Annotated in this window: 18 protein-coding genes; 5 read left to right on the forward strand and 13 right to left on the reverse strand. The window is 69.7% G+C overall.

Annotated features, from left to right (window positions below; all coding sequences use genetic code 11):
* Nucleotides 1–165 precede the first annotated feature (165 nt).
* A complete protein-coding gene (locus ACGFZF_RS27315; protein WP_393558298.1) occupies nucleotides 166–2340 on the forward strand; it encodes a prolyl oligopeptidase family serine peptidase in 2175 nt (724 codons plus the stop codon).
* On the opposite strand, the gene ACGFZF_RS27320 is transcribed toward ACGFZF_RS27315, so the two are convergent.
* The 13 genes from ACGFZF_RS27320 to ACGFZF_RS27380 form a co-directional block, all read right to left on the reverse strand.
* Nucleotides 2317–3258, reverse strand: coding sequence for a hypothetical protein (locus ACGFZF_RS27320; protein WP_393558300.1), 942 nt, complete (start codon nucleotides 3256–3258; stop codon nucleotides 2317–2319). The genes ACGFZF_RS27315 and ACGFZF_RS27320 overlap by 24 nt on opposite strands.
* Nucleotides 3259–3591: 333 nt before the next feature.
* Entirely contained in the window at nucleotides 3592–4632 is a 1041-nt protein-coding gene (locus ACGFZF_RS27325) for an ABC transporter ATP-binding protein (RefSeq protein ID WP_393558302.1), read from the reverse strand.
* A complete protein-coding gene (locus ACGFZF_RS27330) occupies nucleotides 4625–5608 on the reverse strand; it encodes an ABC transporter ATP-binding protein (protein ID WP_393558304.1) in 984 nt (327 codons plus the stop codon). The genes ACGFZF_RS27325 and ACGFZF_RS27330 overlap by 8 nt, the downstream gene beginning before the upstream one ends.
* A gap of 6 nt (nucleotides 5609–5614) precedes the next feature.
* Nucleotides 5615–6610, reverse strand: a complete 996-nt coding sequence (locus tag ACGFZF_RS27335; RefSeq protein WP_356779022.1) for an ABC transporter permease — start codon at nucleotides 6608–6610, stop codon at nucleotides 5615–5617.
* Nucleotides 6603–7526, reverse strand: coding sequence for an ABC transporter permease (locus ACGFZF_RS27340; protein WP_356606867.1), 924 nt, complete (start codon nucleotides 7524–7526; stop codon nucleotides 6603–6605). The genes ACGFZF_RS27335 and ACGFZF_RS27340 overlap by 8 nt, the downstream gene beginning before the upstream one ends.
* Before the next feature lie 76 nt (nucleotides 7527–7602).
* On the reverse strand, nucleotides 7603–9228 hold the full coding sequence (locus ACGFZF_RS27345) for an ABC transporter substrate-binding protein (protein ID WP_393558307.1): 1626 nt from the start codon (nucleotides 9226–9228) through the stop codon (nucleotides 7603–7605).
* A 155-nt stretch (nucleotides 9229–9383) separates the two neighbouring features.
* Nucleotides 9384–10532 (reverse strand): ABC transporter ATP-binding protein, encoded by a 1149-nt coding sequence (locus ACGFZF_RS27350; protein WP_393558309.1) that lies wholly within the window; start codon nucleotides 10530–10532, stop codon nucleotides 9384–9386.
* Nucleotides 10525–11592, reverse strand: a complete 1068-nt coding sequence (locus tag ACGFZF_RS27355; protein WP_356606861.1) for an ABC transporter ATP-binding protein — start codon at nucleotides 11590–11592, stop codon at nucleotides 10525–10527. Before ACGFZF_RS27355 ends, ACGFZF_RS27350 begins: the two co-directional genes overlap by 8 nt.
* A gap of 10 nt (nucleotides 11593–11602) precedes the next feature.
* Nucleotides 11603–12562: an ABC transporter permease gene (locus ACGFZF_RS27360; protein WP_356606859.1), complete on the reverse strand. Its 960-nt coding sequence runs from the start codon at nucleotides 12560–12562 to the stop codon at nucleotides 11603–11605.
* Entirely contained in the window at nucleotides 12555–13487 is a 933-nt protein-coding gene (locus ACGFZF_RS27365; RefSeq protein WP_356606888.1) for an ABC transporter permease, read from the reverse strand. Before ACGFZF_RS27365 ends, ACGFZF_RS27360 begins: the two co-directional genes overlap by 8 nt.
* A gap of 170 nt (nucleotides 13488–13657) precedes the next feature.
* Nucleotides 13658–15298: an ABC transporter substrate-binding protein gene (locus ACGFZF_RS27370; protein WP_356779025.1), complete on the reverse strand. Its 1641-nt coding sequence runs from the start codon at nucleotides 15296–15298 to the stop codon at nucleotides 13658–13660.
* Nucleotides 15299–15744: 446 nt separating this feature from the next.
* Nucleotides 15745–17646 carry a translational GTPase TypA gene (gene typA, locus ACGFZF_RS27375; protein ID WP_147981050.1) on the reverse strand — a complete coding sequence of 634 codons (1902 nt, stop codon included), beginning with the start codon at nucleotides 17644–17646 and terminating at the stop codon, nucleotides 15745–15747.
* 333 nt (nucleotides 17647–17979) lie between these two features.
* A complete protein-coding gene (locus ACGFZF_RS27380; RefSeq protein WP_393558313.1) occupies nucleotides 17980–20427 on the reverse strand; it encodes an ABC transporter family substrate-binding protein in 2448 nt (815 codons plus the stop codon).
* A 242-nt stretch (nucleotides 20428–20669) separates the two neighbouring features.
* Here ACGFZF_RS27380 and ACGFZF_RS27385 point away from each other — a divergent pair, with 242 nt between their 5' ends.
* The 4 genes from ACGFZF_RS27385 to ACGFZF_RS27400 are packed head-to-tail and all read left to right on the forward strand — an operon-like array spanning nucleotide 20670 to nucleotide 24455.
* The gene (locus ACGFZF_RS27385; RefSeq protein WP_393558315.1) at nucleotides 20670–20921 is read left to right on the forward strand and encodes a hypothetical protein; all 252 of its coding nucleotides are present in this window, start codon (nucleotides 20670–20672) and stop codon (nucleotides 20919–20921) included.
* A gap of 12 nt (nucleotides 20922–20933) precedes the next feature.
* Nucleotides 20934–21773, forward strand: a complete 840-nt coding sequence (locus ACGFZF_RS27390) for a hypothetical protein (protein ID WP_356606850.1) — start codon at nucleotides 20934–20936, stop codon at nucleotides 21771–21773.
* Between the two features lies 1 nt (nucleotide 21774).
* Nucleotides 21775–23688, forward strand: coding sequence for a fumarate reductase/succinate dehydrogenase flavoprotein subunit (locus ACGFZF_RS27395; RefSeq protein WP_393558317.1), 1914 nt, complete (start codon nucleotides 21775–21777; stop codon nucleotides 23686–23688).
* Nucleotides 23685–24455: a succinate dehydrogenase/fumarate reductase iron-sulfur subunit gene (locus tag ACGFZF_RS27400; RefSeq protein WP_393558319.1), complete on the forward strand. Its 771-nt coding sequence runs from the start codon at nucleotides 23685–23687 to the stop codon at nucleotides 24453–24455. The genes ACGFZF_RS27395 and ACGFZF_RS27400 overlap by 4 nt, the downstream gene beginning before the upstream one ends.
* The last annotated feature ends 4 nt before the right edge of the window (nucleotides 24456–24459 follow it).

A 24459-nucleotide genomic window follows, 5' to 3' on the forward strand; every position in this document is an offset into this window, starting at 1 on the left:
GGCGGTTCACCTCCACACTTCTTCGGTCGGATATTCGGACGGTCAGTTCGGCGAGCATGTGCAGGTGTCCCTTACCCACCTAGCGCTACGGATCATAACTATGTGTGGCTCCGCATCGATGGTGTACGGGGGCACAGGGGGGCGCACGGCGCTAGGTTCGGCGGCATGACCTCCAGGCAACAGCGGTCGGTACCGCTCTCGTTCCCTCGCCAGTACGCCCGGACTCAGCGCTTCACCCTGGGCGTTCCCCGTTCCTTCACGGTCTCTCCGGGCGGTGGGCGGGTGGTGTTCCTCCGCTCGTCCTCCGGCACGGACCTCTCACACGCCCTGTGGGTCCTGGACCTGGACGGGCCCGCCGGTGAGCCGCGGGAGCGGCTCGCGGCCGACCCGGAGACCCTGCTGGCGGGCGCCGCGGAGGAGTTGTCCGCCGAGGAGCGGGGGCGGCGCGAGCGCAGCCGGGAGGGCTCGGGCGGGATCGTGGGCTACGCGACGGACGGGGCCGTGGAGTTGGCGGCGTTCGCGCTGTCGGGTCGGCTGTTCGCCGCGGAGCTCCGGGCCGGGACCGCGCGCGAACTGCGGGCGCCGGGGCCGGTGATCGACCCGCGGCCGTCGCCGGACGGGCGGCACATCGCTTATGTGGCCGGTGGGGCGCTGCGGGTGACGGGCGTGGACGGGGAGGGCGACCGGGCGCTCGCGGAGCCCGAGGACGGGGACGCCACGTACGGCCTGGCGGAGTTCGTGGCGGCCGAGGAGATGGGGCGCAGCCGCGGATTCTGGTGGTCGCCGGAGTCGGACCGGCTGCTGGTGGCGCGGGTGGACGACCGGCCGGTGCGTCGGTGGTGGATCGCGGATCCGGCGCACCCGGACCGGGAGCCGCAGGGGGTGGCGTATCCGGCCGCGGGGACGCCGAACGCGGACGTGCGGCTGTACGTGGTGGATCTGGCCGGCGGGCGCACGGAGGTCGGGTGGGACCGGGAGCGGTATCCCTACCTGGCCCGGGTGCACTGGTCGGCGGACGGGGCGCCGCTGCTGCTCGTCCAGGCTCGTGACCAGCGCGTCCAGCTGCATCTGGCGGTGGATCCGGCGACGGGGGCGACCCGGACCGTGCACGTGGACGAGGACCCGGAGTGGCTGGAGTTGCTGCCTGGGGTTCCGGCGTGGGCCCCCGACGGGCGGCTCGTGCGGATCGCGGACGAGGGCGGTGCACGGGTGCTCGCGGTCGGGGACCGGGCGCTGACGGGAGCGCGGCTGCACGTCAGGGCCGTCCTCGACGTGGCGGACGGCGATGTCCTGGTGTCGGCGTCGGCCGGCGAGGCCGCGGCGGAGCCGGAGATCGGCGAGATCCACGTGTACCGGGTCGGCGAGCGGGGTGTGGAACGCGTGTCGGAGGGCATCGGAATTCACTCGGCCGTGCGCTGCGGGGAGGTGACGGTGCTGTCGTCGGCCCGCCCGGACGCGCCGGGGAGCGTGACGCGGGTGCTGCGGGCGGGCGAGCAGGTGGCGGTGGTCGCCTCGTACGCGCAGACGCCGGTGCTGTCGGCCCGGGTGCGTCTGGTGGAGGGGGGCGCACGGCGGATTCCGTGCGCCGTCCTGCTCCCCTCGGGGTACCGGGAAGGTGACGGACTTCTGCCGGTGCTGATGGACCCCTACGGCGGACCTCACGGTCAGCGTGTGGTCGCCGCACACAATCCGCATCTGACGTCCCAGTGGTTCGCCGACCAGGGCTTCGCGGTGATCGTCGCCGACGGGCGCGGGACGCCGGGCCGGTCGCCGGCCTGGGAGAAGGCGATCCGCCGTGACCTGACGCCGACGCTGGACGACCAGGTCGAGGCCCTGCACGCGCTGGCGCGGGAGTTCCCGCTCGATCCGGACCGGGTGGCGATCCGCGGCTGGTCGTACGGCGGCTACCTCGCCGCGCTCGGCGTCCTGCGGCGTCCGGACGTGTTCCACGCGGCGGTGGCGGGGGCTCCGGTGACGGACTTCCGGCTCTACGACACCCACTACACGGAGCGCTATCTGGGGACGCCGCAGGACGACCCCGCGGTGTACGCGGCGAACTCCCTGGTCACCGACGACGGTCTGTCGGCGCCGCGGGGCCCGGCCCGGCCGTTGATGATCGTCCACGGCCTCGCCGACGACAACGTGGTGGTGGCGCACAGCCTGCGGCTGTCCTCCGCGCTGCTCGCCGCGGGGCGGCCCCACGAGGTGCTGCCGCTGACGGGCGTGACCCACATGACGCCGCAGGAGCAGGTGGCGGAGAATCTGCTCCTGCTCCAGGTCGACTTCCTGCGGCGGTCGCTGGGGCCGGCCCCGGCGTCACCAGCCGGGGGGCCTCGGTGACGGCGGGGCCGGGGGCAGGGCCGGCAGGCCCTGCGGGGCGGCCGCGACGCGCCGCTCGCCCGGTCCCGCCAGCACGACGACCACGGTGGCGCCGGCCAGCAGGTCGAACAGGGCCGACGCGAGGACGAGCTGCTCGACCGGCGCCATGTCGGGGAGCCGCACGAACAGGTCGTGGCGGAAGGCCGTGGCGAGGCCCGTCAGGCCCCAGCCGCCCAGGAGCGCTCCGGCGACCATGCCGAACGGCCGGGAGTACGGCGGCCGGACGACCGCGGCGGCCGCCGCGGTCAGCAGCAGCAGGACGAGGACGAGGAGCAGCCAGCCCGGCGGGGGCGCGAGCGTCGCCGCGACGACGGACCGGCCTCCGATGTACCGGTCGACGATGACCTCGGACGGGAAGGCGCGCAGCAGGCGGACCTCCCAGAGCACCTGGAGGAGGCCGCCGGTCAGCAGCAGGACGCCCGCGGTCACGGCGGGGCCGCGGCGGGGGCGGGCCGGGACGGGTTCGTACACGGAGCGGACCGGCCGGCGGCCGAGGGCGGCGGTGGCCAGGAGCGCGGCGGCCAGGCCGAGCACGAGGAGCGTGGTCACCAGGGCGGTGGCGCCCGAGGTCGCCCACAGTCCGGGGAGCCGTAGGCCGAGCGTCACCACGCCGGCGGCGGCGAGGGCGGACGCGGCGCCCGGGGAGCGCAGGGCGGCGACGGTGGTGACGGCGTAGACGAGGAACAGGACGGGGTCGAGTCCGAAGGTGGCGAAGCGCTCCCGGACCGCGAGGCGGTGGTCGCCGGCCCAGTACCAGAGGAGGTCGGCGGCCGACCCGTCGGCGAGGACGAGGTCGCGCAGGATCCAGCCTGCGGTGACGAGTGCGAGCGCGCCGGCGAGGGCGGCCCCGGTGAGTCGAGCTGCTCCCGTGACGGTCACGAGGCCGATCCTCACGGTCACCGAGGAGCGAAACAAGGGATTCCGCCCCGACTCCCCACGAGTTCGGCAAGTCGGGACGCCGAGGCCGGGAGGGCCTCAGGGGCGAGGAACGCGGGGCCCTCGCGGCGGCGGCCCGGTGACGGAGGGGGCCGGTCCGCGGGGGCGGCCGGCCGGGACGACATGGCGCGTCCCGGCCGGCCTACGGCACCCGCACGGCCGTACGCTGTCGAGCCTGCCGCGTTCGCATATCGGAGTGAAGTCGCCCGGGTTGCCTGCGCGTTAACGCGGTCGGCGGCTTCCCCGGGGTTCCGTCCGCAGTTGCGGCGACCGCCGTCACTCCTCGTCGTCCTCCCCCGGGACGACGTGCTTCTCCTCCGCGAAGTGGCAGGCCGAGTCGTGCTTCGCCGGGCTCTCCGTGAGCCGGAAGACCGCGGGGACGGCGAGTTCGGGGACCTCCAGGGTGCAGCGTTCCTGGGCCTTCCAGCAGCGGGTGCGGAAGCGGCAGCCGGAGGGGACGTTGGCCGGGGAGGGGACGTCACCGCTGAGGATGATGCGTTCGCGGTGGGCGCGGGCCTCGGGGTCCGGCACGGGGACGGCGGACAGCAGTGCCTGGGTGTAGGGATGGGTCGGGTGGTCGTAGATCGCGGCGTCGGTGCCGATCTCGACGATCCGGCCGAGGTACATGACCCCGACCCGGTCCGAGATGTGCCGCACGATCGACAGATCGTGGGCGATGAAGACGTAGGAGAGGGAGAACTCCGCCTGGAGCCGGTCGAGGAGGTTCACGACCTGTGCCTGGACCGAGACGTCCAGGGCCGAGACCGGTTCGTCGGCGACGATGACCTCCGGCTGGAGCGCGAGGCCGCGGGCGATGCCGATGCGCTGGCGCTGGCCGCCGGAGAACTGGTGCGGGTAGCGGTTGATGTACTCGGGGTTCAGGCCCACCACGTCGAGGAGGTCCTGGACCTTCTGCCGGCGCGAGCCCTTCGGCGCGACCTCGGGATGGATCTCGTACGGCTCGCCGATGATGTCGCCGACGGTCATCCGCGGGTTCAGCGAGGTGTACGGGTCCTGGAAGACCATCTGGATGTTCCGGCGGACCGCGCGCAGGCCCTTCGCGGACATCTTGGTGATGTCCTCGCCCTTGTACGAGATGGTGCCGGAGGTCGGGCGCTCCAGGTTCACCAGCATCTTCGCGACGGTCGACTTGCCGCAGCCGGACTCGCCGACGATGCCGAGCGTCTCCCCCGCCGCGAGGTCGAAGGAGACGCCGTCGACGGCCTTGACCGCGCCGACCTGCTTCTTGATCAGGATGCCCTGGGTCAGCGGGTAGTGCTTGTACAGGTCCCGGACCTCGAGAATCGCCTCAGGCATGCAGGCACTCCTTCCAGAAGTGGCAGGCGCTGGTGCGCGGCACCGGGGACTCGGTCACGTCGTACAGCGGCGGCACGTCGGTGCGGCAGACGTCCTGCGCCATCGGGCAGCGCGGGTTGAAGGCGCAGCCGGGCGGAATGGCGAGGAGGTTGGGCGGCAGGCCCTTGATCGCGTAGAGCTCCTGGCCCTTCTGGTCCAGGCGCGGGATCGAGTCGAGCAGGCCGCGGGTGTACGGGTGGGCGGGCGCCTTGTAGATCTCGTGGACGGGGGCCGCCTCGACGATCCGCCCGGCGTACATCACGGCGATCTTGTCGGCGACGTCGGCGACGACGCCGAGGTCGTGGGTGATGAGGATGAGCCCCATGTGGAGCTCCCGCTGGAGTTCGGCGAGCAGGTCCATCACCTGGGCCTGCACGGTGACGTCCAGGGCGGTGGTCGGCTCGTCGGCGATGATCAGCTCGGGTTCGAGGGCGAGCGCCATGGCGATCATGATGCGCTGGCGCATGCCGCCGGAGAACTGGTGCGGGTACTGGCCGACGCGTTCCTTGGCGGCCGGGATGCGGACCCGGTCCATCAGCTCGACGGCCTTGGCGCGGGAGTCCTTCCGCGACATCCCGCGGTGGACCTGGAACATCTCGCCCAGCTGGTCGCCGACGCTGATCACCGGGTTCAGGGAGGACAGCGCGTCCTGGAAGATCATCGCCATCTTGGCGCCGCGGATCTTGCGCCGCTCGTCCTCCTTGAGCTTGAGGAGGTCCTGGCCCTTGAAGAGGATCTCGCCGCCGGAGATCTTCCCGGGGGGCACGTCGAGGATGCCCATGACGGCCTGCGCGGTGACGGACTTCCCGGAGCCGGACTCGCCGAGCACGGCGAGCGTCTCGCCCGCGTCCACCGAGTAGTCGACGCCGTTGACCGCCTTGGCCACCCCCTCACGGGTGTGGAACTCCACGTGCAGGTCGCGCACTTCGAGCAGCATGGGCGTCTACCTCAGCTTCGGGTCGAGGGCGTCGCGCACCGCGTCGCCGAGCATGATGAACGCGAGGACGGTGATGGCGAGCGCGCCGGCCGGCCAGAGCAGCATGTGCGGGGCGACGCGGATGTACTGCGAGGCCGCGGAGATCTCGATGCCCCACGAGACGGTCGGCGGCTTCAGGCCGACGCCCAGGTACGACAGGGTCGCCTCGAGCGCGATGTACGTGCCCAGCGCGATCGTCGCCACGACGATCACCGGGGCGACCGCGTTGGGGGTGATGTGGCGCAGCAGCATCCGGGAGTTGGACGCGCCGAGCGCCCGGGCCGCCTGCACGTAGTCGTTCTGTTTGACGGTGATCACCGAGCCTCGGGCGATGCGCGAGATCTGGGGCCAGCCCAGCAGGACCATGAAGCCGATGACGGGCCAGATGGTGTTGCTGGTGACGACCGACAGCAGGACGAGTCCGCCGAGGACGACCGGGATGGCGAAGAACACGTCGGTGATCCGCGACAGGAAGCCGTCCCAGCCTCCGCCGAAGAAGCCGGCCAGACCGCCGAGGAGGGAGCCGAGCAGGGCGACGCCGAGGGTGGCGAGGACACCGACCGAGACGGAGGTCCGGGCGCCGTACACGGTGCGGGTGTACACGTCGCAGCCCTGGCCGTTGAAGCCGAACGGGTGGCCGGGCTGGGAGCCCTCCTGCGCCTTGGCAAGGTCGCAGTCGAGGGGGTCACCGGAGGTGATCAGCTGGGGCCAGATCGAGATGATCACCAGGAAGAGGATCACCAGCGAGGAGATGATGAAGACCGGGTTGCGCCGCAGGTCGTACCACGCGTCGGTCCACAGGGAGCGCGGCTTGTTCTCCGGCCCGGTGCCTCGGGGGCCGCCCGGAGTCTTCTCCAGCGTCTCGCCCTCTTCCATGGCGAGATCGGTGCCGCCGCCCGCACCGGTGTGGTCGATGGCACGTCCGTCGTCGAACGGCGCGTGCGGCTCAGGCTGCTCAGGCATAGCGGATCCTCGGGTCAAGGACGGCGTACAGGAGGTCGACGAGCAGGTTGGCGACCAGGAACACCAGCACCAGGACGGTCACGAATCCGACGACGGTCTGCGTGTTCTGGCGGATGATGCCCTGGTAGAGCTGGTAGCCGACGCCGTGGATGTTGAAGATCCGTTCGGTGACGATGGCACCGCCCATCAGGGCGCCGATGTCGGTGCCGATGAAGGTGATGACCGGGATGAGCGAGTTGCGCAGCAGGTGGCGGGTGGTGACCCGGCGGCGCGGCAGTCCCTTGGCGACGGCGGTGCGGACGTAGTCGGCCTTCTTGTTCTCGGCGATGGAGGTCCGGGTCAGCCGGGTGACGTAGGCCAGGGAGACGGACGCGAGGACGAGGCCGGGCACGATGAGCTCGCTGAACGGCGCGTCGGGCGAGACGGCCGGCTTGATCCAGCCCCATTTGACGCCGAGGAGCAGCTGGAGCAGGAGGCCGGTGACGAAGGTCGGGATGGAGATCACGACCAGGGTCAGCACGAGGACGCTGGTGTCGACGGGGCTGCCGCGTCGCAGGCCCGTGATGACGCCGAGGGTGATGCCGATGACGATCTCGAAGAAGATCGCGACGATGGTGAGCCGGATGGTCACCGGGAACGAGCTGGCCATCAGCTCGGTGACCGGCTGGCCGTTGAAGGCCGTGCCGAAGTCGCCGGTGAAGACGTTGCCCATGTAGGTGAGGTATTGCTGCCAGACGGGCTTGTCGAGGCCGAACTCCTTCTCCAGCTGGGCGGCGGTCGCCGGGTCGCACGCGCGGTCGCCGCACAGGCCGGCGATGGGGTCGCCCATCACGTTCACCATCAGGAAGATCAGCAGCGTGGCGCCGAAAAAGACCGGGATCATCTGCAGCAGACGTCGGATCACATAACGACCCATGAGGGGCTCCGGGGGGTGGGGAAGGCGTACGGCCCGGCGCGGGAGGGAACGCCGGGCCGTGCGCAGCCGACCTGCGTCAGTTGACCTTGATCTCGTTGTAGACGGGCACGCTGAAGGGGTTCAGGGCCACGTTCGAGATCCGCTCCGAGTAGCCGGCGCTGCCGTTCTGGTACCACAGCGGGATGGCGCCCATGTCGTTGCGGAGCACCTCCTCGGCCTGCTGGAAGAGGCCCACGGCCTTCGCGGTGTCCGTCTCGGCGTTGGCCTGGTTGACGAGCTTGTCGAAGTCCGGGTTGGTCCACTTGCCGTCGTTGGACGAGGCGTTGGTGTAGTACACCGGCTGCAGGAAGTTCTGGATGAGCGGGTAGTCCATCTGCCATCCGGCACGGAAGGGGCCGTTCAGCTTCTGCGTGGTGACCTGGTTGCGGTAGTCGGCGAAGGTGCCGATCGGGTTGCCGACACAGGCCCGGTTGTTGCCCAGCGCGTTGTTGATGGAGTTGCAGACGGCGTCCACCCACTCCTTGTGGGAGCCGGTGTCGGCGTTGTACGAGATCTTCATCGTGCCGCCGGGGATGCCGCCGCCCTCGGCGACCAGCTGCTTCGCCTTGGCCGCGTCGTACTTGCAGAAGTCGCCGCAGATGTCCTTGAAGCCGCCGTCCTCGCCGAGGACCGGGGAGGTCCAGTCGACGGCGGGCGTGCGGGTCTTCTGGAAGATGGTGTCGGTGATCTGCTGGCGGTTGATCGCCATCGACAGGCCCTGGCGGAGCTTCTCCTGGCCCGGCTTGTTCCAGGCCGGGTCGTAGAACGGGAAGGCCAGGGTCTGGATGATGCCGGCCGGGGTGTTGATGTAGCGGTCGCCCAGGTCCGCCGACACGTTCTTGAGCTGCGAGGCCGGGACGTCGTCGACGAGGTCGAGGTTCCCGGCGGTCAGGTCGGTGTAGGCGGTGTTGTTGTCGGTGTAGACCTTGAGGGTCACGCCGCCGTTCTGCGCCTTGTCGTCACCCGGGTAGCCGTCCCACTTCTTCAGGGTCATCTGCGAGCCCTTGGTGTACGAGTCGATGGTGTACGGGCCGTTGCCGATCGGCTTGGAGAGCCAGGCGGCGTGGTCGCTGAAGAACACCGAGGGCAGCGGGGCGAACGCGTTGTAGCCGAGGGTCTCGGGCCAGGTCGAGAACTTCTGGTTGAGCTTCACCGTGAAGGTCTGACCGTTCACGATCTTGAGACCGGACATGCTCGTGGCGCTCGGCGTGCCCTGCTCGGGGTGGACCTTGTCGTAGCCCTCGATCTGGCCGAAGAAGAAGGAGTTCTTCTGGTTGTTCCTCAGGAGAGCGCCGTAGTTCCAGGCGTCGACGAAGGACTTGGCGGTGACCGCCTCGCCGTTGGAGAAGGTCCAGCCGCTCTTGACGGTGATGGTGAAGTTCGTCGAGTCGGTGGTCTCGATCTTCTCGGCGAGCATGTTCAGCGCCTCGCCGGTCTTCGGGTCGTACTTCTTGAGTCCCCGGAAGATCATGTCGAGGACCTTGCCGCCCTGGACCTCGTTCGTGTTCGCCGGCTCCAGCGGATTCTGCGGATCGGTCCAGGAGGCGCTCACGACGCCGTCGGCGCCACCGCCTCCGCTGTCGCTCCCGCCTCCGCACGCGGTCGTCGCCAGGGCGACGGCCGCGGCCAGTGCGGTCCACTTGGCGTGCGTGGCTCCGCGCATGATGGTGCCTCCCGAGTGTCCTTGGTCTCCACTGAGAGACCCAATATCACCCGATACCATGCTCCATGCACCTTATTGACACCCATACGGACAAACGCGCCGAGGGCGCCCGAACCGAAACGGTTCGAGCGCCCTCGTCACAGGAGCCGGGAGGATCACACCGCGTGGACGACGTCCTTCTCCTCGGCGAAGTGGCACGCCGACTCGTGCGCGGCCGGGGTGTCCTGGCCGACGAACACCTCGGGGATCGCCAGCAGCGGCTGCTCCGTGGCGCACTTGTCCTGCGCCTTCCAGCACCGGGTGCGGAAGCGGCAGCCCGACGGCGGGTTGGCCGGCGAGGGGACGTCACCGGTGAGGATGATCCGCTCGCGGTTGGCGCGGGCCTCCGGGTCCGGAACCGGGACCGCCGACAGCAGCGCCTGGGTGTAGGGGTGCGTCGGGTGGTCGTAGATCTGCGTGTCGGTACCGATCTCGGCCATCTTGCCGAGGTACATCACGCCGACCCGGTCGGAGATGTGGCGGACGATCGACAGGTCGTGCGCGATGAAGACGTAGGAGAGGTTGAACTCGTCCTGCAGCTTCTCCATCAGGTTGATGACCTGCGCCTGGACGGACACGTCCAGGGCCGAGACCGGCTCGTCGCAGATGATGATCTCCGGGTTGAGCGCGAGGCCGCGGGCGATGCCGATGCGCTGGCGCTGGCCGCCGGAGAACTGGTGCGGGTAGCGGTTGATGTACTCGGGGTTCAGACCGACCACATCGAGCAGCTCCTGCACCTTGCGGCGCCGGTCGCCCTTCGGGGCCACCTCGGGGTGGATGTCGAAGGGCTCGCCGATGATGTCACCCACGGTCATACGCGGGTTCAGCGAGGTGTACGGGTCCTGGAACACCATCTGGATGTTCCGGCGGACGGCCTTCAGCGCGCGACCGGACAGCCGGGTGATGTCCTGGCCCTTGTAGAAGACCTCGCCGGCGGTGGCCCGCTCCAGGTTCATCAGGAGCTTGGCGACCGTGGACTTGCCACAGCCGGACTCGCCGACGATGCCGAGGGTCTCGCCCTGGTAGAGGTCGAAGGAGACCCCGTCCACGGCCTTGACCGCGCCGACCTGCTTCTTGAAGAGGATGCCCTGGGTCAGCGGGAAGTGCTTGACCAGGTTCCGCACCTGCAGGATCGGCTCGCCACGCTGGACGGGGGCCTCGATGGCGGCCACGGCCTCCGCCTCGCTCGCGGCGTCGACCGTGTGCACGTCGGTGACGTTCGGAGTCGCGTCCGCGGCGTCGTCCTTCTTGCTGAGCTCAGCCATGGATCGTCTCCTTCCAGAAGTGGCAGGCGCTGCCGCGGCCCGGCAGCTCGGTGCCGTCCTGCTCGGTGACCGGCGCCAGCGCCGGGATCTCCGTACGGCAGATGTCGTCGGCCTTGGGGCAGCGCGGGTTGAAGGCGCAGCCCGTGGGGACGCGGAGCAGGTTGGGCGGCAGACCCTTGATCGCGTACAGCTCCTGGCCCTTCTGGTCCAGGCGCGGGATCGAGTCGAGCAGACCCCGGGTGTACGGGTGGGCGGGGCGCTTGTACAGCTCGTGGACCGGAGCGGTCTCGACGATGCGGCCCGCGTACATGACCGCGATCTTGTCCGCGACGTCGGCGACGACGCCGAGGTCGTGGGTGATCAGGATCAGGCCCATGTTGTATTCCTGCTGGAGCTCCGCGAGGAGGTCCATGACCTGGGCCTGCACCGTCACGTCGAGCGCCGTGGTGGGCTCGTCCGCGATGATCAGGTCCGGCTCCAGGGCCAGCGCCATGGCGATCATGATGCGCTGGCGCATACCGCCGGAGAACTGGTGGGGGTAGTCGGAGACCCGCGCCTTGGCGGCGGGGATCTTGACCTTGTCCATCAGCTCGACGGCCTTGGCCGTGGCCTCCTTCTTGGAGAGGCCGTGGTGCACGCGGAACATCTCGCCGAGCTGGTAGCCGACGGTGAGGACCGGGTTCAGGGAGGACAGCGCGTCCTGGAAGATCATCGCGATCTTCCGGCCGCGGATCTTCCGGCGCTCCTCGTAGGACATCTTGAGCATGTCCTCGCCGCGGAACAGGATCTCGCCCTGCGGGATCTTGCCGGGCGGCATGTCGAGGATGCCCATGATGGCCTGCGCGGTGACGGACTTGCCGGAGCCGGACTCGCCGAGCACGGCGAGGGTCTCGCCCGCGTTCACCGAGTAGTTGACGCCGTTGACCGCCTTGGCCACACCGTCGCGGGTGTGGAACTCGACGTGCAGGTCACGTACTTCGAGCAGGGGACCCGTGAAGTCGTCGCCGTCGCGCGGCGCGGGGACGGCCGCGGTCTTGCCGGTGTTGTCGATGGTCGTCATTACGCCCTCCTCAGCGCAGCTTGGGGTCGAGGGCGTTGCGGACGGCTTCGCCGAGCATGATGAACGCCAGAACGGTGATGCTCAGCATGATCGACGGGTACAGCAGGATGTGCTGCGACGTACGGATCGACTGAACACCGGCGGAGACGTCGCCACCCCAGGACACGATGCCCGAGGAGAGACCGAGACCCAGGTACGACAGGGTCGCCTCGGCCGAGATGTAGCCACCGAGCGCGATGGTCGCGACGACGATCACCGGGGCCATGGCGTTCGGCAGGATGTGCCGGAACAGGATGCGGGTCGTGCCGGCGCCCAGCGCCTTGGCCGCGTGGACGTAGTCCGCCTGCTTGACCGTGATCACGGCACCGCGCATGACGCGGGTGATCTGCGTCCAGCCGAGGAACGCCAGGGCGAAGACGACGACCCAGATCGTGCGGTCGGTGAAGGACTGCAGGACGACCATCGCGCCGAGCAGGAACGGGATGCCGAAGAAGATGTCGGTGAGCCGCGACAGGATCGCGTCCGTGATGCCGCCGAAGTAGCCGGCGACCATGCCCATGATGCCGCCGACGATCGTGACGATCAGGGTGACGGCGATACCGACGATGACCGAGGCACGGGTGCCGTAGATCAGGCGGGCGTACACGGAGCGGCCCTGGATGTCGTAGCCGAGCCAGCCCTCGGAGCCGATCTTGCTCAGCTCCGGCTTGCCGACGTAGTGGTGCACGAGGTCACCGGCGGTCGGCGAGGCGCTGGTGAACCAGCCCGGGAAGGCGGTGAGGACCAGCAGGAAGAAGATCATCACCGACGAGACGATGAAGTACGGGTTGCGACGCAGGTCGCGCCACGCGTCACCCCAGAGGCTGCGCGCCTTCTCCTGCTTGTCCGCCGGGGCCGGGGCCGTCACCGGGGGGGTGGTGACGGCGTCCACGGCAGCAGCGGTCTCTGCGGTCTTGGTCACGTCAGGCATAACGGATCCTCGGGTCCAGGACCGCGTACAGCAGGTCGATGAGCAGGCTGGTGACGAGGTAGACGAGCACCAGGATGGTGACGAGGCCGACGATCGTGGTGCCCTCGCGGCGCGAGATCGACTCGTAGATGACGCCGCCGATGCCCTTGATGTTGAAGATGCCCTCGGTGACGACCGCGCCGCCCATCAGGGCACCGATGTCGGTGCCGAGGAAGGTGATGACCGGGATCATCGAGTTGCGCATCAGGTGGACACCGATGACGCGGCGCTTCGGCAGACCCTTGGCGATGGCCGTGCGCATGTAGTCGGCGCGCAGGTTCTCCGCCATGGACGTACGGGTGAGCCGGGCGACGTACGCCAGGGAGAGACCGCCGAGCACGATGGCCGGTGCGATCAGCTCGCCCCACTGCGGTTCCACGCCGACGTTCGGCTTGATCCAGTCGAGCTGGAAGGCGAAGACCATCTTGATGAGGAAGCCGAGCACGAACACGGGGATCGAGATGATCAGCAGCGTGAAGATCAGGATCACGTTGTCGGCCAGACGGCCGGCCTTCAGGCCGGCGATGACGCCCAGGCCGATGCCGAAGGTGAGCTCGAAGGCGAAGGCCAGTGCAGCGAGCTGCAGGGTGATGGGGAACGCGTCACCCAGCACTTCGGTGACCGGGCGACCGTTGCGGATCTGGTTGCCGAAGTCGAAGTGCAGGATGATGTTGGTCATGTAGTCCCAGTACTGCTTGAGCAGCGGCTGGTCGAGTCCGAGCTCGTGCTTGATCTTCGCGAGCGTCGCCGGGTCCACGCCCTTGTCGCCGAAGAGACCCGCCACGGGGTCGCCGGGCAGGCTGTAGACCATGAGGAAGATCAGCAGGGTTGTCCCGATGAAGACCGGGATCATCTGGAGCAGTCGTCGTGCGACATAGCGCCCCATCATGCCTCCGTTGAGATGTGACAGCCGCAGCCGGACGGGCCCTCCCTCGGCAACCGCGCCCCAGTGGGTGCGCGAATGTCATGGAAGGGCCCCCCGGCCACTGCGTAAGGCACCGGGCGGGGCTGACGATCCGTCAGCCCCGCGTCGGCGTGCGGACTACGCTTGGGTGGTTACTTCTTGACCTCGACGCCGGTCAGGATCGGGTCGCCGTCCTGGCCGTACTGAACGCCGGAGACCTTCTCCGAGTAGCCCGCGTTGACCTTGTAGTACCAGAGCGGGATGGACGGCATGTAGTTGACCAGGTCCTTCTCGATGACCTGGAACTGCTTGACCGACTCGTCGAGCGTCGGCGCGGAGTCGGCGGCCGCGATCTTCGCGTCCAGCTCCTTGTTGCCGAAGCCACCCTGGTTGCCCGCAGCCGTGGTGCGGAACAGGTCGCTGATGAAGTTGGCGTTGACGGGGTAGTCGAGCACCCAGCCGGACCGGTAGATGGCCTTGACCTGCTTGCTCTTACGAGCGGTCAGGTCGGCCTGGAAGTCCGGCTTGCTGTCGCCGACGCACTTGACGCCGGTCGCCTGCGTGATGCTGTTGCAGACCGCGTCGACCCACTCCTTGTGACCGCCATCCGCGTTGAACTGGATGGAGATCTCGTTGTTCGGGACACCGCCGCCGGCCTGGATGAGCTCCTTGGCCTTCGCGGGGTCGAACTTGGTGACGTCGCCCGCGGCGTTCTCCTGGAAGCCCAGGACGCCCTTGGCGACCCAGCCGGTCGCCGGCTCACGCGTACCCTGCAGCACCGTCTTGGTGATGGTGGCACGGTCGATCGCCATCGACAGACCCTGGATGACCTTCGGGTCGACCTTCTTCGGCTTCGACCACTTGTCGGCGTAGAAGGCGATGGCCAGCGTCTGGATCGCGGAGTACGGCTGGTCCACGGCACGGTCGCCGAGGTCGGCGCGGTAGACCGGGAGGTCCTTCGGGCCGATCTGACGCAGGACGTCGACGTTGCCGGACTTCAGGTCCTCGTACGCGGCCTCGAGGGTGGTGTAGTTCTTGAAGACCACACCGCCGTTCTTCGCCTTGTTCGGGCCCTGGTAGTCGTCGTAACGGACGATCTTGATCTGCTTCTTGTGGTCCCACGACTCGAACTTGTAGGGACCGTTGCCGACCGGCTTCTGACCGGCGCCCTTGGTGTCCTTGTAGAAGGAGTCCGGGAGCGGCGCGAAGACGATGTACGCGAGCTTGTGACCGAAGTACGGGACGACGTTCTTCAGCTCGATGGTGAAGGTGCTGTCGTCGACGATCTTCAGACCCTCGAGCTTGTCGGCGGTGGGCTTGGCGCCCTCCGCCTCCGGGTGCACGGCGTCGAAGCCCTTGATGTCCGCGAACCAGGAAGACAGACCCTGGGCGTTGTTGATGTTGGCGTTCCAGTTCCACGCGTCCACGTAGGACTTCGAGGTCACCGGGGTGCCGTCGTGGAACTTCCAGCCCTTCTTGAGCTTGACGGTCCACGTCTTCGAGTCAGTGGTGGTGACCGACTCGGCGTTGATCATCTCAAGCGAGCCGTCGGCCTTGTAGTCGACCAGGGTCGAGAACAGACCGGCCATGACCGCGGAGCCGTTGGACTCCATCGTGTCACCGGTGTACAGGGGCTTCTCAGGCTCACCGAGCTCGATCGAGAAGATCCCGTTCGGGTCAACAGCGCCCTTGGCGTCGCTGCCGCCGTCGCTCTTACCCCCGCCACAGGCGGTCGCTGCCAGGGCGACGACGATCGCGCCCACTACCCACTTGGCGCTCTTGGCACCGCGCATGGGTTCCTCCTCATGAGTCCACTTGTCACTACAAGAGGGGCACTTCGAGTTCTGCCGACACCCCTGACGGCGTTGGACTCAAGTGCCCCGAGTGTGCTCGTGAGTCGGCACTCCCCACAGTGCGTGACCCATTGACCCGAGCTCAATGGAGCCAACTATTAAGTACGTCCGGGCTGTAAACCACACTTAAGTGGTCTCGTTTTGACAACATCACCAGGGCCCTGAAGACCGAAATCCGGACAAAGCGATCACAGACAGACACCCCCGAAACGGACCGTTAACACACGTTCCGGAGAGCGACGACCGATATCCGGACAGGGTGCCCACCTAATGGAGTTGACGAAAGGCCCGGACCCCCACAGTGTCTGCGGGGGTCCGGGCCTTCTTCTGATGCTGTGTCAGCCGGGCGCGGTGAAGGTCACAGGCCGGCCGGGAAACGGCGTGGCTCAGCCGTTCTTGGCGCGCGAGGCGGTGCGGCCTCGCGCGTTCTGGTCCAGGACGACCTTGCGGATGCGCACGGCCTCCGGGGTGACCTCGACGCACTCGTCGTCGCGGCAGAACTCCAGGGACTGCTCCAGGGAGAGCTTCCGCGGCGGCACGATCGCCTCGAAGGAGTCGGCCGAGGAGGAGCGCATGTTGGTGAGCTTCTTCTCCTTGGTGATGTTCACGTCCATGTCGTCGGAGCGGGAGTTCTCGCCGACGATCATGCCCTCGTACACCTCGGTGCCGGGGTCGGTGAACAGGACGCCGCGCTCCTGGAGGTTGGTCATCGCGAACGCGGTGACCGCGCCGGCGCGGTCGGCGACCAGGGAGCCGTTGTTGCGGGTCTGCAGGGTGCCGAACCAGGGCTCGTGGCCCTCGTGGATCGAGTGGGCGATGCCCGTGCCGCGGGTGTTGGTCAGGAACTCCGTACGGAAGCCGATCAGGCCACGGGACGGAACGACGAACTCCATGCGGACCCAGCCGGAGCCGTGGTTGGACATGTTGTCCATGCGGCCCTTGCGGACACCCATGAGCTGCGTGACCGCGCCCATGTGCTCCTCGGGCACGTCGACCGTGAGGCGCTCGACCGGCTCGTGGACCTTGCCGTCGACCTCCTTGGTGACGACCTGCGGCTTGCCGATGGTCAGCTCGAAGCCCTCGCGGCGCATCTGCTCGACCAGGATGGCGAGCGCGAGCTCACCGCGGCCCTGGACCTCCCAGGCGTCGGGGCGCTCGGTGTCGAGGACGCGGAGCGAGACGTTGCCGATGAGCTCGCGGTCCAGACGGTCCTTGACCTGGCGGGCGGTGACCTTGCGCTGCTTGACCGCGGCCTTGGCGTCCGCGCCCTTGCCCGTGCCACCGCGGCCGACGAGCGGCGAGGTGTTGGTGCCGATGGTCATGGAGATCGCGGGCTGGTCGACCGTGATCAGCGGCAGCGCGATCGGGTTCTCCGGGTCGGCCAGCGTCTCGCCGATCATGATGTCGGGGATACCGGCGACGGCGCAGATGTCACCGGGGCCGGCGACCTCGGCCGGCTTGCGGGTGAGCGCCTCGGTCATCATCAGCTCGGTGATGCGGACGTTGGAGATCGTGCCGTCCCGCTTGATCCACGCGACCGTCTGGCCCTTGCGGAGCTCGCCCTGCTCGACGCGGAGGAGCGCGATACGGCCGAGGAAGTTGTCGGCGTCGAGGTTGGTGACGTGGGCCTGGAGCGGCGCCTCCTCCTCGTACGTCGGGGCCGGGACGTGCTCCAGGATGGTGGAGAAGAACGGCTCCAGGTTCTCGCTGTCGGCCGGGACGGTGCCGTCCTCCGGCTTGGTCAGCGAGGCGATGCCGTCACGGCCGCAGGCGTAGACGATCGGGAACTCGATCTGGTCCTCGTCGGCGTCCAGGTCGAGGAAGAGGTCGTAGGTCTCGTTGACGACCTCGTCGATCCGGGAGTCCGGGCGGTCCGTCTTGTTGATGCAGAGGATGACGGGCATCCGGGCCTGAAGCGCCTTGCGCAGCACGAACCGGGTCTGCGGCAGCGGACCCTCGGAGGCGTCGACCAGCAGGACGACCGCGTCCACCATCGACAGACCGCGCTCGACCTCGCCACCGAAGTCGGCGTGGCCGGGGGTGTCGATGATGTTGATCGTGATCGGGGCCCCGCCGTCCTTGGGGTGGTACTTCACCGCCGTGTTCTTGGCGAGGATCGTGATGCCCTTCTCACGCTCCAGGTCGTTCGAGTCCATCATGCGGTCGTCGAGGTGCTGGTGGGCGGCGAAGGCACCGGCCTGCTTGAGCATGGCGTCGACGATGGTCGTCTTGCCATGGTCGACGTGGGCGACGATGGCGACGTTACGGATGTCGTGGCGCGTGGGCATGGGTGCTTGCGCTTCTCTCGGATCGTGGGATGCGGCGTCAGTTCCTCTTACGCCCGCCGGGCGGACGCGCCACGGCTGTCTCCCATGGTACGGGGCTGCCGCGCAAGGGGCTTCCCCGCCCGGATTCGAGAGGGTTTACTCAGAGGTTTCGGGGTCGCCTCTGCGGGGGTGGCACGGGGTACGCAGGTGGTACGGGTGGTGCGGGATTGCACTGGGGTGCCGAACATGGGCCGGGTCAAGGGGGCCGGACGTGATCCTGCCCGCCGGGATCACCGGCGGGCAAGGAACTTGAGCGTGATCTGAGGTTGTGACCAGCCCTTTCGGGGCTTTCGGTCATTTGCTGGTGTTGCGTTCCGCGCCGTTGGCGGACGCGGGCTTCTTCCAGCCGATGTCCTGGTAGCGCGGGGCCGCGAAGCCCCAGGCGCCGGCGTTCAGGAGCTCGGGCCGGGCGGCGACCAACTGGGGGCGCTGATAGAGGGGAATCGATCCTGCGGCGGCCCAGATCCGGGCGTCGGCCTGGCGGACCAGCTCGCGGGCCTCCTCCTCGTCCAGTGTCGCGACCGCCTGATCGAACAACTGATCGATCCGGTCGGTGCCGACCCGCGCGTAGTTCTGTTCGACCAGCAGGGAGCCGTCCGAGGCGGGCTCGGGCTTGGCGAAGATCGGCCGGGCGTCGGTCGCGGGGAAGGCCGAGGCCGGCCAGGAGTAGAGGGCCAGGTCGTAGTCGCCGGAGGCGACGTGGTCCTTGAAGAAGCTCTCGTCGGCGACCTTGGTGACCGTGGTGCGGATGCCCACCGCGTCGAGCATCCGGACGATCCTGTCGCCGACCGCCCGCAGGGACTCCGAACCCGGACCCGACGGCAGGACGAAGCGGAGGTCGAGCGCCTTGCCGTCCTTGCCGAGCGACTGGGAGGCCGCCGCGGGCACGGCCGGGGCGGCGGTGCCGAGCGGGGCGTAGGCGCCGGCGACCCCGTTGTCCGGGCGGCCCGCGGTCTGGCCCTTGGCCTCCGCGCCGGGGGCCGTGCCCGTGTCGAGGGACTCGGCCTGGCGGAGCACGGCGACGCTCTGGAGCGCCGCGGCGGGCGCCGGGGCGAGGACGCTGGTGCCGTTCTCCGGGCCGCCCACGCCGCGCGCGGACTCGCCGGCCTTGCCGTCCGCGGGCACGGTGGCGGAGCTGCCGGGCTTGTCGTCGCCCACGATGTAGAGGCCCTCGTTCGAGGCCACGTCGGCCTGCCACTGCGAGGACCCGGGCTTCGCGGCCTCGGGCTTCCCCGCGCCGGCCTCGCCGGCCTTCTTCTCGCCGGCCTTCTCCCCGGCGGGCTTCTTCTCGGGGGTCTTCTCCACCGACTCGCTGCCGGCCTTCGTCCCGGCGGGCTTCTTGTTCGCGCCGCCCGGCACCCAGCCGGCGTCCGAGAGCAGCGCCCGGGCCTCCTTGGTGTCCTGGTCGCCGAGCGCGTCACTGCTGTCCGCGTACGCCGCCTGCCCGGCGAGGGCCAGGTGGCTGCCCGGCGGCCTGGCGGGCAGGCCGAGCGGCTTGAGGACGGCCTCGGCCAGCTCCTGCCGGTTCAGGGCGCGGGCCACCGCCCGCCGCACCCGCTCGTCGGCGAGCGGCCCGGACTCGCCGTTCAGCGAGAGCTGGGTGTACGCCGGCTCCAGGGACTTGCGCACCACGAACTTGCCCAGCGCGCTCTGCTCGCTCGCGTACTGCGCGATCGCCTGCTGGTTCTTCTCGCGTGCGGCCCGGACGACCTGCGCCTGCGCCTCGTCGGTGCCGTGGGCCAGCGCCCAGGACCTGAGCGCCGCGGCGGGGGTGGTCCCGGCGCCCGGACCGTGGGTGAGCGCCTGCCCGCCGTTCGCGCCGGAGCGGGCGTCGCGGACCGCCTGGGCGATGCGGTCGGCGGCGGCCCGGTCGATCTCGGCCAGGTCGAGGGTGCCGGCGGACAGGGCCGCCACCCGCTCGGTCCGGGGCACGGCCTTCAGCCGGAGGGTGTCGAGCTTGGCGGGCTGCCCCCACCAGCGGGCGCTGCGGACCAGCGTGACCTCGCCGCTCTTGCGGTCGATCCCCTTGAGTTCGAAGGGCCCCGCGGTCGCCTTCAGCGCGGTGCGCGCCCCGTCGTTGAAGCTGCTCGGGGAGCCCATCACCTCCTTCGGGTACAGCGGGGTGAAGAGGGACTGCCAGTCGGCGTACGGCTTGCCGAAGGTGACCCGCACCTCCAGGTCGTCCTTGCCGCGCTCGATCCGCTCGATCCGCTCGTAGCCGGAGTTGCGGGCCGTCCAGTAGGCGGTGTCCCGGCCGCTCAGGGCGCGCCACTGCGCGACGAAGTCCGGGGCGCCGATCTCGCGCCCGTCGCTCCACACCGCCTGCTGGTTGAGCTTGTAGAGGACGACCTGCTTGGGCTCGGTCTCCACGACCTTCGCGGACTCCAGGTAGTCCGCGTTGCGCTGCGGGCGGCCCCGCGCGTCCAGCGTGTAGAGGGAGGGCAGCACCGCGCCCGCGATCCGGCTGGTGGCGCCGTCGGCGTCGGCCTGGAAGGCGTTGAGCGTCGTCGGCAGCGCGTCGACCGCCCAGCGCATGGTGCCGCCGTCGGCGACCTTGTCGCGGGCGGCGGGAGCGTTGTCCTGCGCGGCGGCCGCGGCCTGCTCGCCCTCGTCGTCGGAGCTGCAGCCGGCCAGGACGGACACGGCGAGCACCGCACTGGTGAGGGTGGCGACGGAGCGGAGCGTGCGGGAGCGGGGGCTCCTGGAGCATGTCCTCCCGCGAGGGGCGGCGACCTGGGACATGACTTGTACCCCTTCGTCCAGTTTTATTCCATTTGGAGATGATCACACCTATGACTCATCCACTGAAAGGGACGGACCGGACGCCCCCGCGCCGACACGGCGGCATGACCGGCAAACCCCACTCGTGCGGCCCAACCGCCCGCCCAGCCGATCCGTGCACACGCCTTCCCAACGCGTGAGGTGACGCGCGACACTCTCAGGCGCGTATGTGCCACCCGCTATCGCGGAAGTGAGGGCCATCCATGTCCCTGCACGACGATCTGGCGGCCGTGAAGCGCTGCCTCGACGACCTGGTCCGCACGGTCGGACAACTGGAACGGCGCATCGACACGGAGCGGGACGGACCCCCCGGAAGCACGGCGGGGCGGCGCGCCGCCGCCCGCCCCGGACGCGCCGAGGAGCTCGTCTCCATCCCCGACACCCCCTACCGCAGCGAGCTGTGGACGGACGTCGACGACGAGGGCCTCGGAGCGCGCGACCGGCACGCACCGTAGAGAGGGGACACCGTGGCCACCGGAACCGAACCGCCCGCTCTGGACGCGGGCCGGCAGCCCGCCACCGGCGTGCACTCCCCCACCCGCGCGGCGGTGGGCGCCCGCCATCTGCGCACGGACCGCTGGTGGCTGGCGCCGGCCGTCACCGCCGCGGGGCTGGTCGCCTTCGTCGTCTACTCGACCTGGCGGGCCTTCGCCGCCGCCGACTACTACGCCGCCCCCTACGTCTCGCCGTTCTACTCGCCCTGTCTGGCGGAGAACTGCGTGCCGATGAAGGGCGGGCCGAACTGGGAGATCCTCGGCAGCTGGTGGACCCTGTCCCCCGCCCTGATCATCCTGGTCTTCCCGCTCGGCTTCCGTCTCACCTGCTACTACTACCGGAAGGCGTACTACCGCAGCTTCTGGGCCTCCCCGCCGGCCTGCGCGGTGGCCGAGCCGCACCGCGCGTACACCGGCGAGACCCGCTTCCCGCTGATCCTGCAGAACGCCCACCGGTACTTCTTCTACGCGGCCCTGCCGGTCGCCGCGATCCTCACGTACGACACGGTGCTGACCTTCCGCGACGCCTCGTACGCCTGGGGCCACGCGGGCCTGGGGACGCTCGTGTTCCTCGCCAACACCGTGCTGATCTGGGCCTACACGCTGTCCTGCCACTCCTGCCGGCACATCGTCGGCGGGCGGCTGCGGCACTTCTCCCGGCACCCGGTGCGCTACCGCCTGTGGACCTGGACGGGACGGCTGAACGCCCGGCACATGCAGCTCGCCTGGGCCTCGCTGATCAGCGTCGCCCTCTGCGACCTCTACGTCTACCTGCTCGCCACCGGCACCTTCGACGACCCGAGGATCTTCTGACATGGCACAGGTCGCACGGCAGGAGTGGGACGTGGTCGTGGTCGGCGCCGGCGGCGCCGGACTGCGCGCCGCGATCGAGGCGCGCGAGCGGGGCGCCCGTACCGCCGTCGTCTGCAAGTCCCTCTTCGGCAAGGCGCACACGGTCATGGCGGAGGGCGGGATCGCCGCCTCCATGGCCAACGCCAACCCCCACGACAACTGGCAGGTCCACTTCCGCGACACCATGCGGGGCGGCAAGTTCCTCAACCAGTGGCGGATGGCCGAGCTCCACGCCCGCGAGGCCCCCGAGCGGGTGTGGGAGCTGGAGACCTGGGGGGCGCTCTTCGACCGCACCCCGGACGGCCGGATCTCCCAGCGCAACTTCGGCGGCCACGAGTACCCCCGGCTCGCCCACGTCGGCGACCGGACGGGGCTGGAGCTGATCCGCACGCTCCAGCAGAAGGTGGTCGCCCTGCAGCAGCGGGACTTCGAGGAGACCGGGGACTACGAGTCCCGGCTGCGGATCCTCCAGGAGTGCACCGTCACCCGGGTCCTCAAGGACGACTCGGGCCGGGTCGCCGGGACCTTCTGCTACGAGCGCGAGACCGGACGCTTCTTCGTCCTGGAGGCGCCGTCGGTGGTCCTGGCCACGGGTGGGATCGGCAAGTCCTTCAAGGTCACCTCGAACTCGTGGGAGTACACCGGCGACGGGCACGCCCTGGCGCTGCTGGCGGGCGCGCCGCTGGTGAACATGGAGTTCGTCCAGTTCCATCCGACCGGGATGGTCTGGCCGCCGTCGGTGAAGGGCATCCTCGTCACCGAGTCGGTGCGCGGCGACGGGGGCGTGCTGCGCAACTCCGAGGGCCGGCGCTTCATGTTCGACTACGTCCCCGACGTCTTCAAGGAGAAGTACGCGCAGTCGGAGGAGGAGGGCGACCGCTGGTACGAGGACCCGGACGGCAACCGGCGCCCGCCGGAACTGCTGCCGCGCGACGAAGTGGCCCGGGCCATCAACTCCGAGGTGAAGGCGGGGCGCGGCTCCCCGCACGGCGGCGTGTACCTCGACGTGTCCACCCGGATGCCGGCGGAGGTGATCAGGCGCCGGCTCCCGTCGATGTACCACCAGTTCAAGGAACTGGCGGACGTGGACATCACCGCGGAGGCGATGGAGGTCGGGCCGACCTGCCACTACGTGATGGGCGGTGTCGCGGTCGACTCCGACTCGGCGGCCGCGGTCGGCGTGCCGGGGCTCTTCGCGGCCGGTGAGGTGGCCGGCGGGATGCACGGCTCCAACCGGCTGGGCGGCAACTCGCTGTCGGACCTGCTGGTCTTCGGCCGGCGGGCGGGGCTGCACGCCGCCGCGCACGCGGCGGAGACCGGACGCGCGGCCGTCTCGGAGGCCGAGGTCGAGGCGGCGGCCGCCGCGGCGCTGGCACCGTTCGGGGCGGCGGCCGACGACGGCGGGCAGGGGCCCGCCGAGAACCCGTACGCCCTCCATCAGGAACTCCAGCAGACGATGAACGACCTGGTCGGCATCATCCGGCGGCAGGGCGAGATGGCCGAGGCCCTGGAACGCATCGCCGCACTGCGGTCCCGGGCCCGGCGGGCCGGGGTCGAGGGGCACCGGCAGTTCAACCCGGGCTGGCACCTGGCCCTGGACCTGCGGAACATGCTGCTGGTCAGCGAGTGCGTGGCCCGGGCGGCGCTGGAGCGCACGGAGAGCCGCGGCGGGCACACCCGGGAGGACTGCCCGTCGATGGAGCGCGAATGGCGCCCGGTGAACCTGCTGTGCCGCGCGGTGGACGACGACGGTTCCGGCGCGGCGGCGGTCGCGCTGGAACGGACCCGCACGGAGCCCGTCCGTCCGGACCTGCTCGCCCTCTTCGAGAAGGAGGAGCTGGTCAAGTACCTCGCCGAGGAGGAGCTCGACGCATGAGCAGTTATGACGCCAGGTTCCGGGTGTGGCGGGGCGACGTCGGCGGCGGGGAGCTGACCGACTACACGGTGGAGGTGAACGAGGGCGAGGTCGTGCTCGACATCATCCACCGGCTGCAGGCCACGCAGGCGCCGGATCTCGCCGTGCGCTGGAACTGCAAGGCGGGCAAGTGCGGTTCGTGCTCGGCCGAGATCAACGGCAGGCCGCGGCTGATGTGCATGACCCGGATGTCCGTCTTCGATCCGTCGGAGACCCTCACCGTGACTCCGCTGCGGGCCTTCCCCGTCGTCCGGGACCTGGTGACGGACGTGTCCTTCAACTACGCGAAGGCGCGGGAGGTCCCGGCCTTCGTCCCGCCCGAGGGCGTGGCGCCGGGCGAGTACCGGATGCAGCAGAGGGACGTGGAACGCTCGCAGGAGTTCCGCAAGTGCATCGAGTGCTTCCTGTGCCAGGACACGTGCCACGTGGTCCGCGATCACGAGGAGAACAAGACGGCGTTCGCCGGCCCCCGCTTCCTGATGCGGGTCGCGGAGCTGGACATGCACCCGCTGGACGCGGCGCGGGAGGCGGGCCTGGACCGCCGGCGGACCGCGCAGGACGAACACGGGCTGGGCTACTGCAACATCACCAAGTGCTGCACGGAGGTGTGCCCGGAGGGCATCAGGATCACCGACAACGCGCTGATCCCCCTGAAGGAGCGGGCCGTGGACCGGAAGTACGACCCGCTGGTGTGGCTGGGGAGCAGGATCGGCCGGCGGAAGACCTGAGGGC

It is taken from the genome of Streptomyces sp. NPDC048338 (genome assembly GCF_043201055.1).
GTDB lineage: Bacteria > Actinomycetota > Actinomycetes > Streptomycetales > Streptomycetaceae > Streptomyces.

Excerpts from the sequence above, each read along its gene's own strand:
- ACGFZF_RS27400 (WP_393558319.1), top strand. The coding sequence starts at position 23,685 with ATGAGCAGTTATGACGCCAGGTTCCGGGTGTGGCGGGGCGACGTCGGC.
- ACGFZF_RS27365 (WP_356606888.1), bottom strand. The coding sequence starts at position 13,487 with ATGGGGCGCTATGTCGCACGACGACTGCTCCAGATGATCCCGGTCTTC.
- ACGFZF_RS27360 (WP_356606859.1), bottom strand. The coding sequence starts at position 12,562 with ATGCCTGACGTGACCAAGACCGCAGAGACCGCTGCTGCCGTGGACGCC.
- typA (WP_147981050.1), bottom strand. The coding sequence starts at position 17,646 with ATGCCCACGCGCCACGACATCCGTAACGTCGCCATCGTCGCCCACGTC.
- ACGFZF_RS27345 (WP_393558307.1), bottom strand. The coding sequence starts at position 9,228 with ATGCGCGGAGCCACGCACGCCAAGTGGACCGCACTGGCCGCGGCCGTC.
- ACGFZF_RS27370 (WP_356779025.1), bottom strand. The coding sequence starts at position 15,298 with ATGCGCGGTGCCAAGAGCGCCAAGTGGGTAGTGGGCGCGATCGTCGTC.
- ACGFZF_RS27335 (WP_356779022.1), bottom strand. The coding sequence starts at position 6,610 with ATGCCTGAGCAGCCTGAGCCGCACGCGCCGTTCGACGACGGACGTGCC.
- ACGFZF_RS27385 (WP_393558315.1), top strand. The coding sequence starts at position 20,670 with ATGTCCCTGCACGACGATCTGGCGGCCGTGAAGCGCTGCCTCGACGAC.
- ACGFZF_RS27350 (WP_393558309.1), bottom strand. The coding sequence starts at position 10,532 with ATGGCTGAGCTCAGCAAGAAGGACGACGCCGCGGACGCGACTCCGAAC.
- ACGFZF_RS27315 (WP_393558298.1), top strand. The coding sequence starts at position 166 with ATGACCTCCAGGCAACAGCGGTCGGTACCGCTCTCGTTCCCTCGCCAG.
- ACGFZF_RS27380 (WP_393558313.1), bottom strand. The coding sequence starts at position 20,427 with ATGTCCCAGGTCGCCGCCCCTCGCGGGAGGACATGCTCCAGGAGCCCC.
- ACGFZF_RS27325 (WP_393558302.1), bottom strand. The coding sequence starts at position 4,632 with ATGCCTGAGGCGATTCTCGAGGTCCGGGACCTGTACAAGCACTACCCG.
- ACGFZF_RS27355 (WP_356606861.1), bottom strand. The coding sequence starts at position 11,592 with ATGACGACCATCGACAACACCGGCAAGACCGCGGCCGTCCCCGCGCCG.
- ACGFZF_RS27340 (WP_356606867.1), bottom strand. The coding sequence starts at position 7,526 with ATGGGTCGTTATGTGATCCGACGTCTGCTGCAGATGATCCCGGTCTTT.
- ACGFZF_RS27395 (WP_393558317.1), top strand. The coding sequence starts at position 21,775 with ATGGCACAGGTCGCACGGCAGGAGTGGGACGTGGTCGTGGTCGGCGCC.
- ACGFZF_RS27330 (WP_393558304.1), bottom strand. The coding sequence starts at position 5,608 with ATGCTGCTCGAAGTGCGCGACCTGCACGTGGAGTTCCACACCCGTGAG.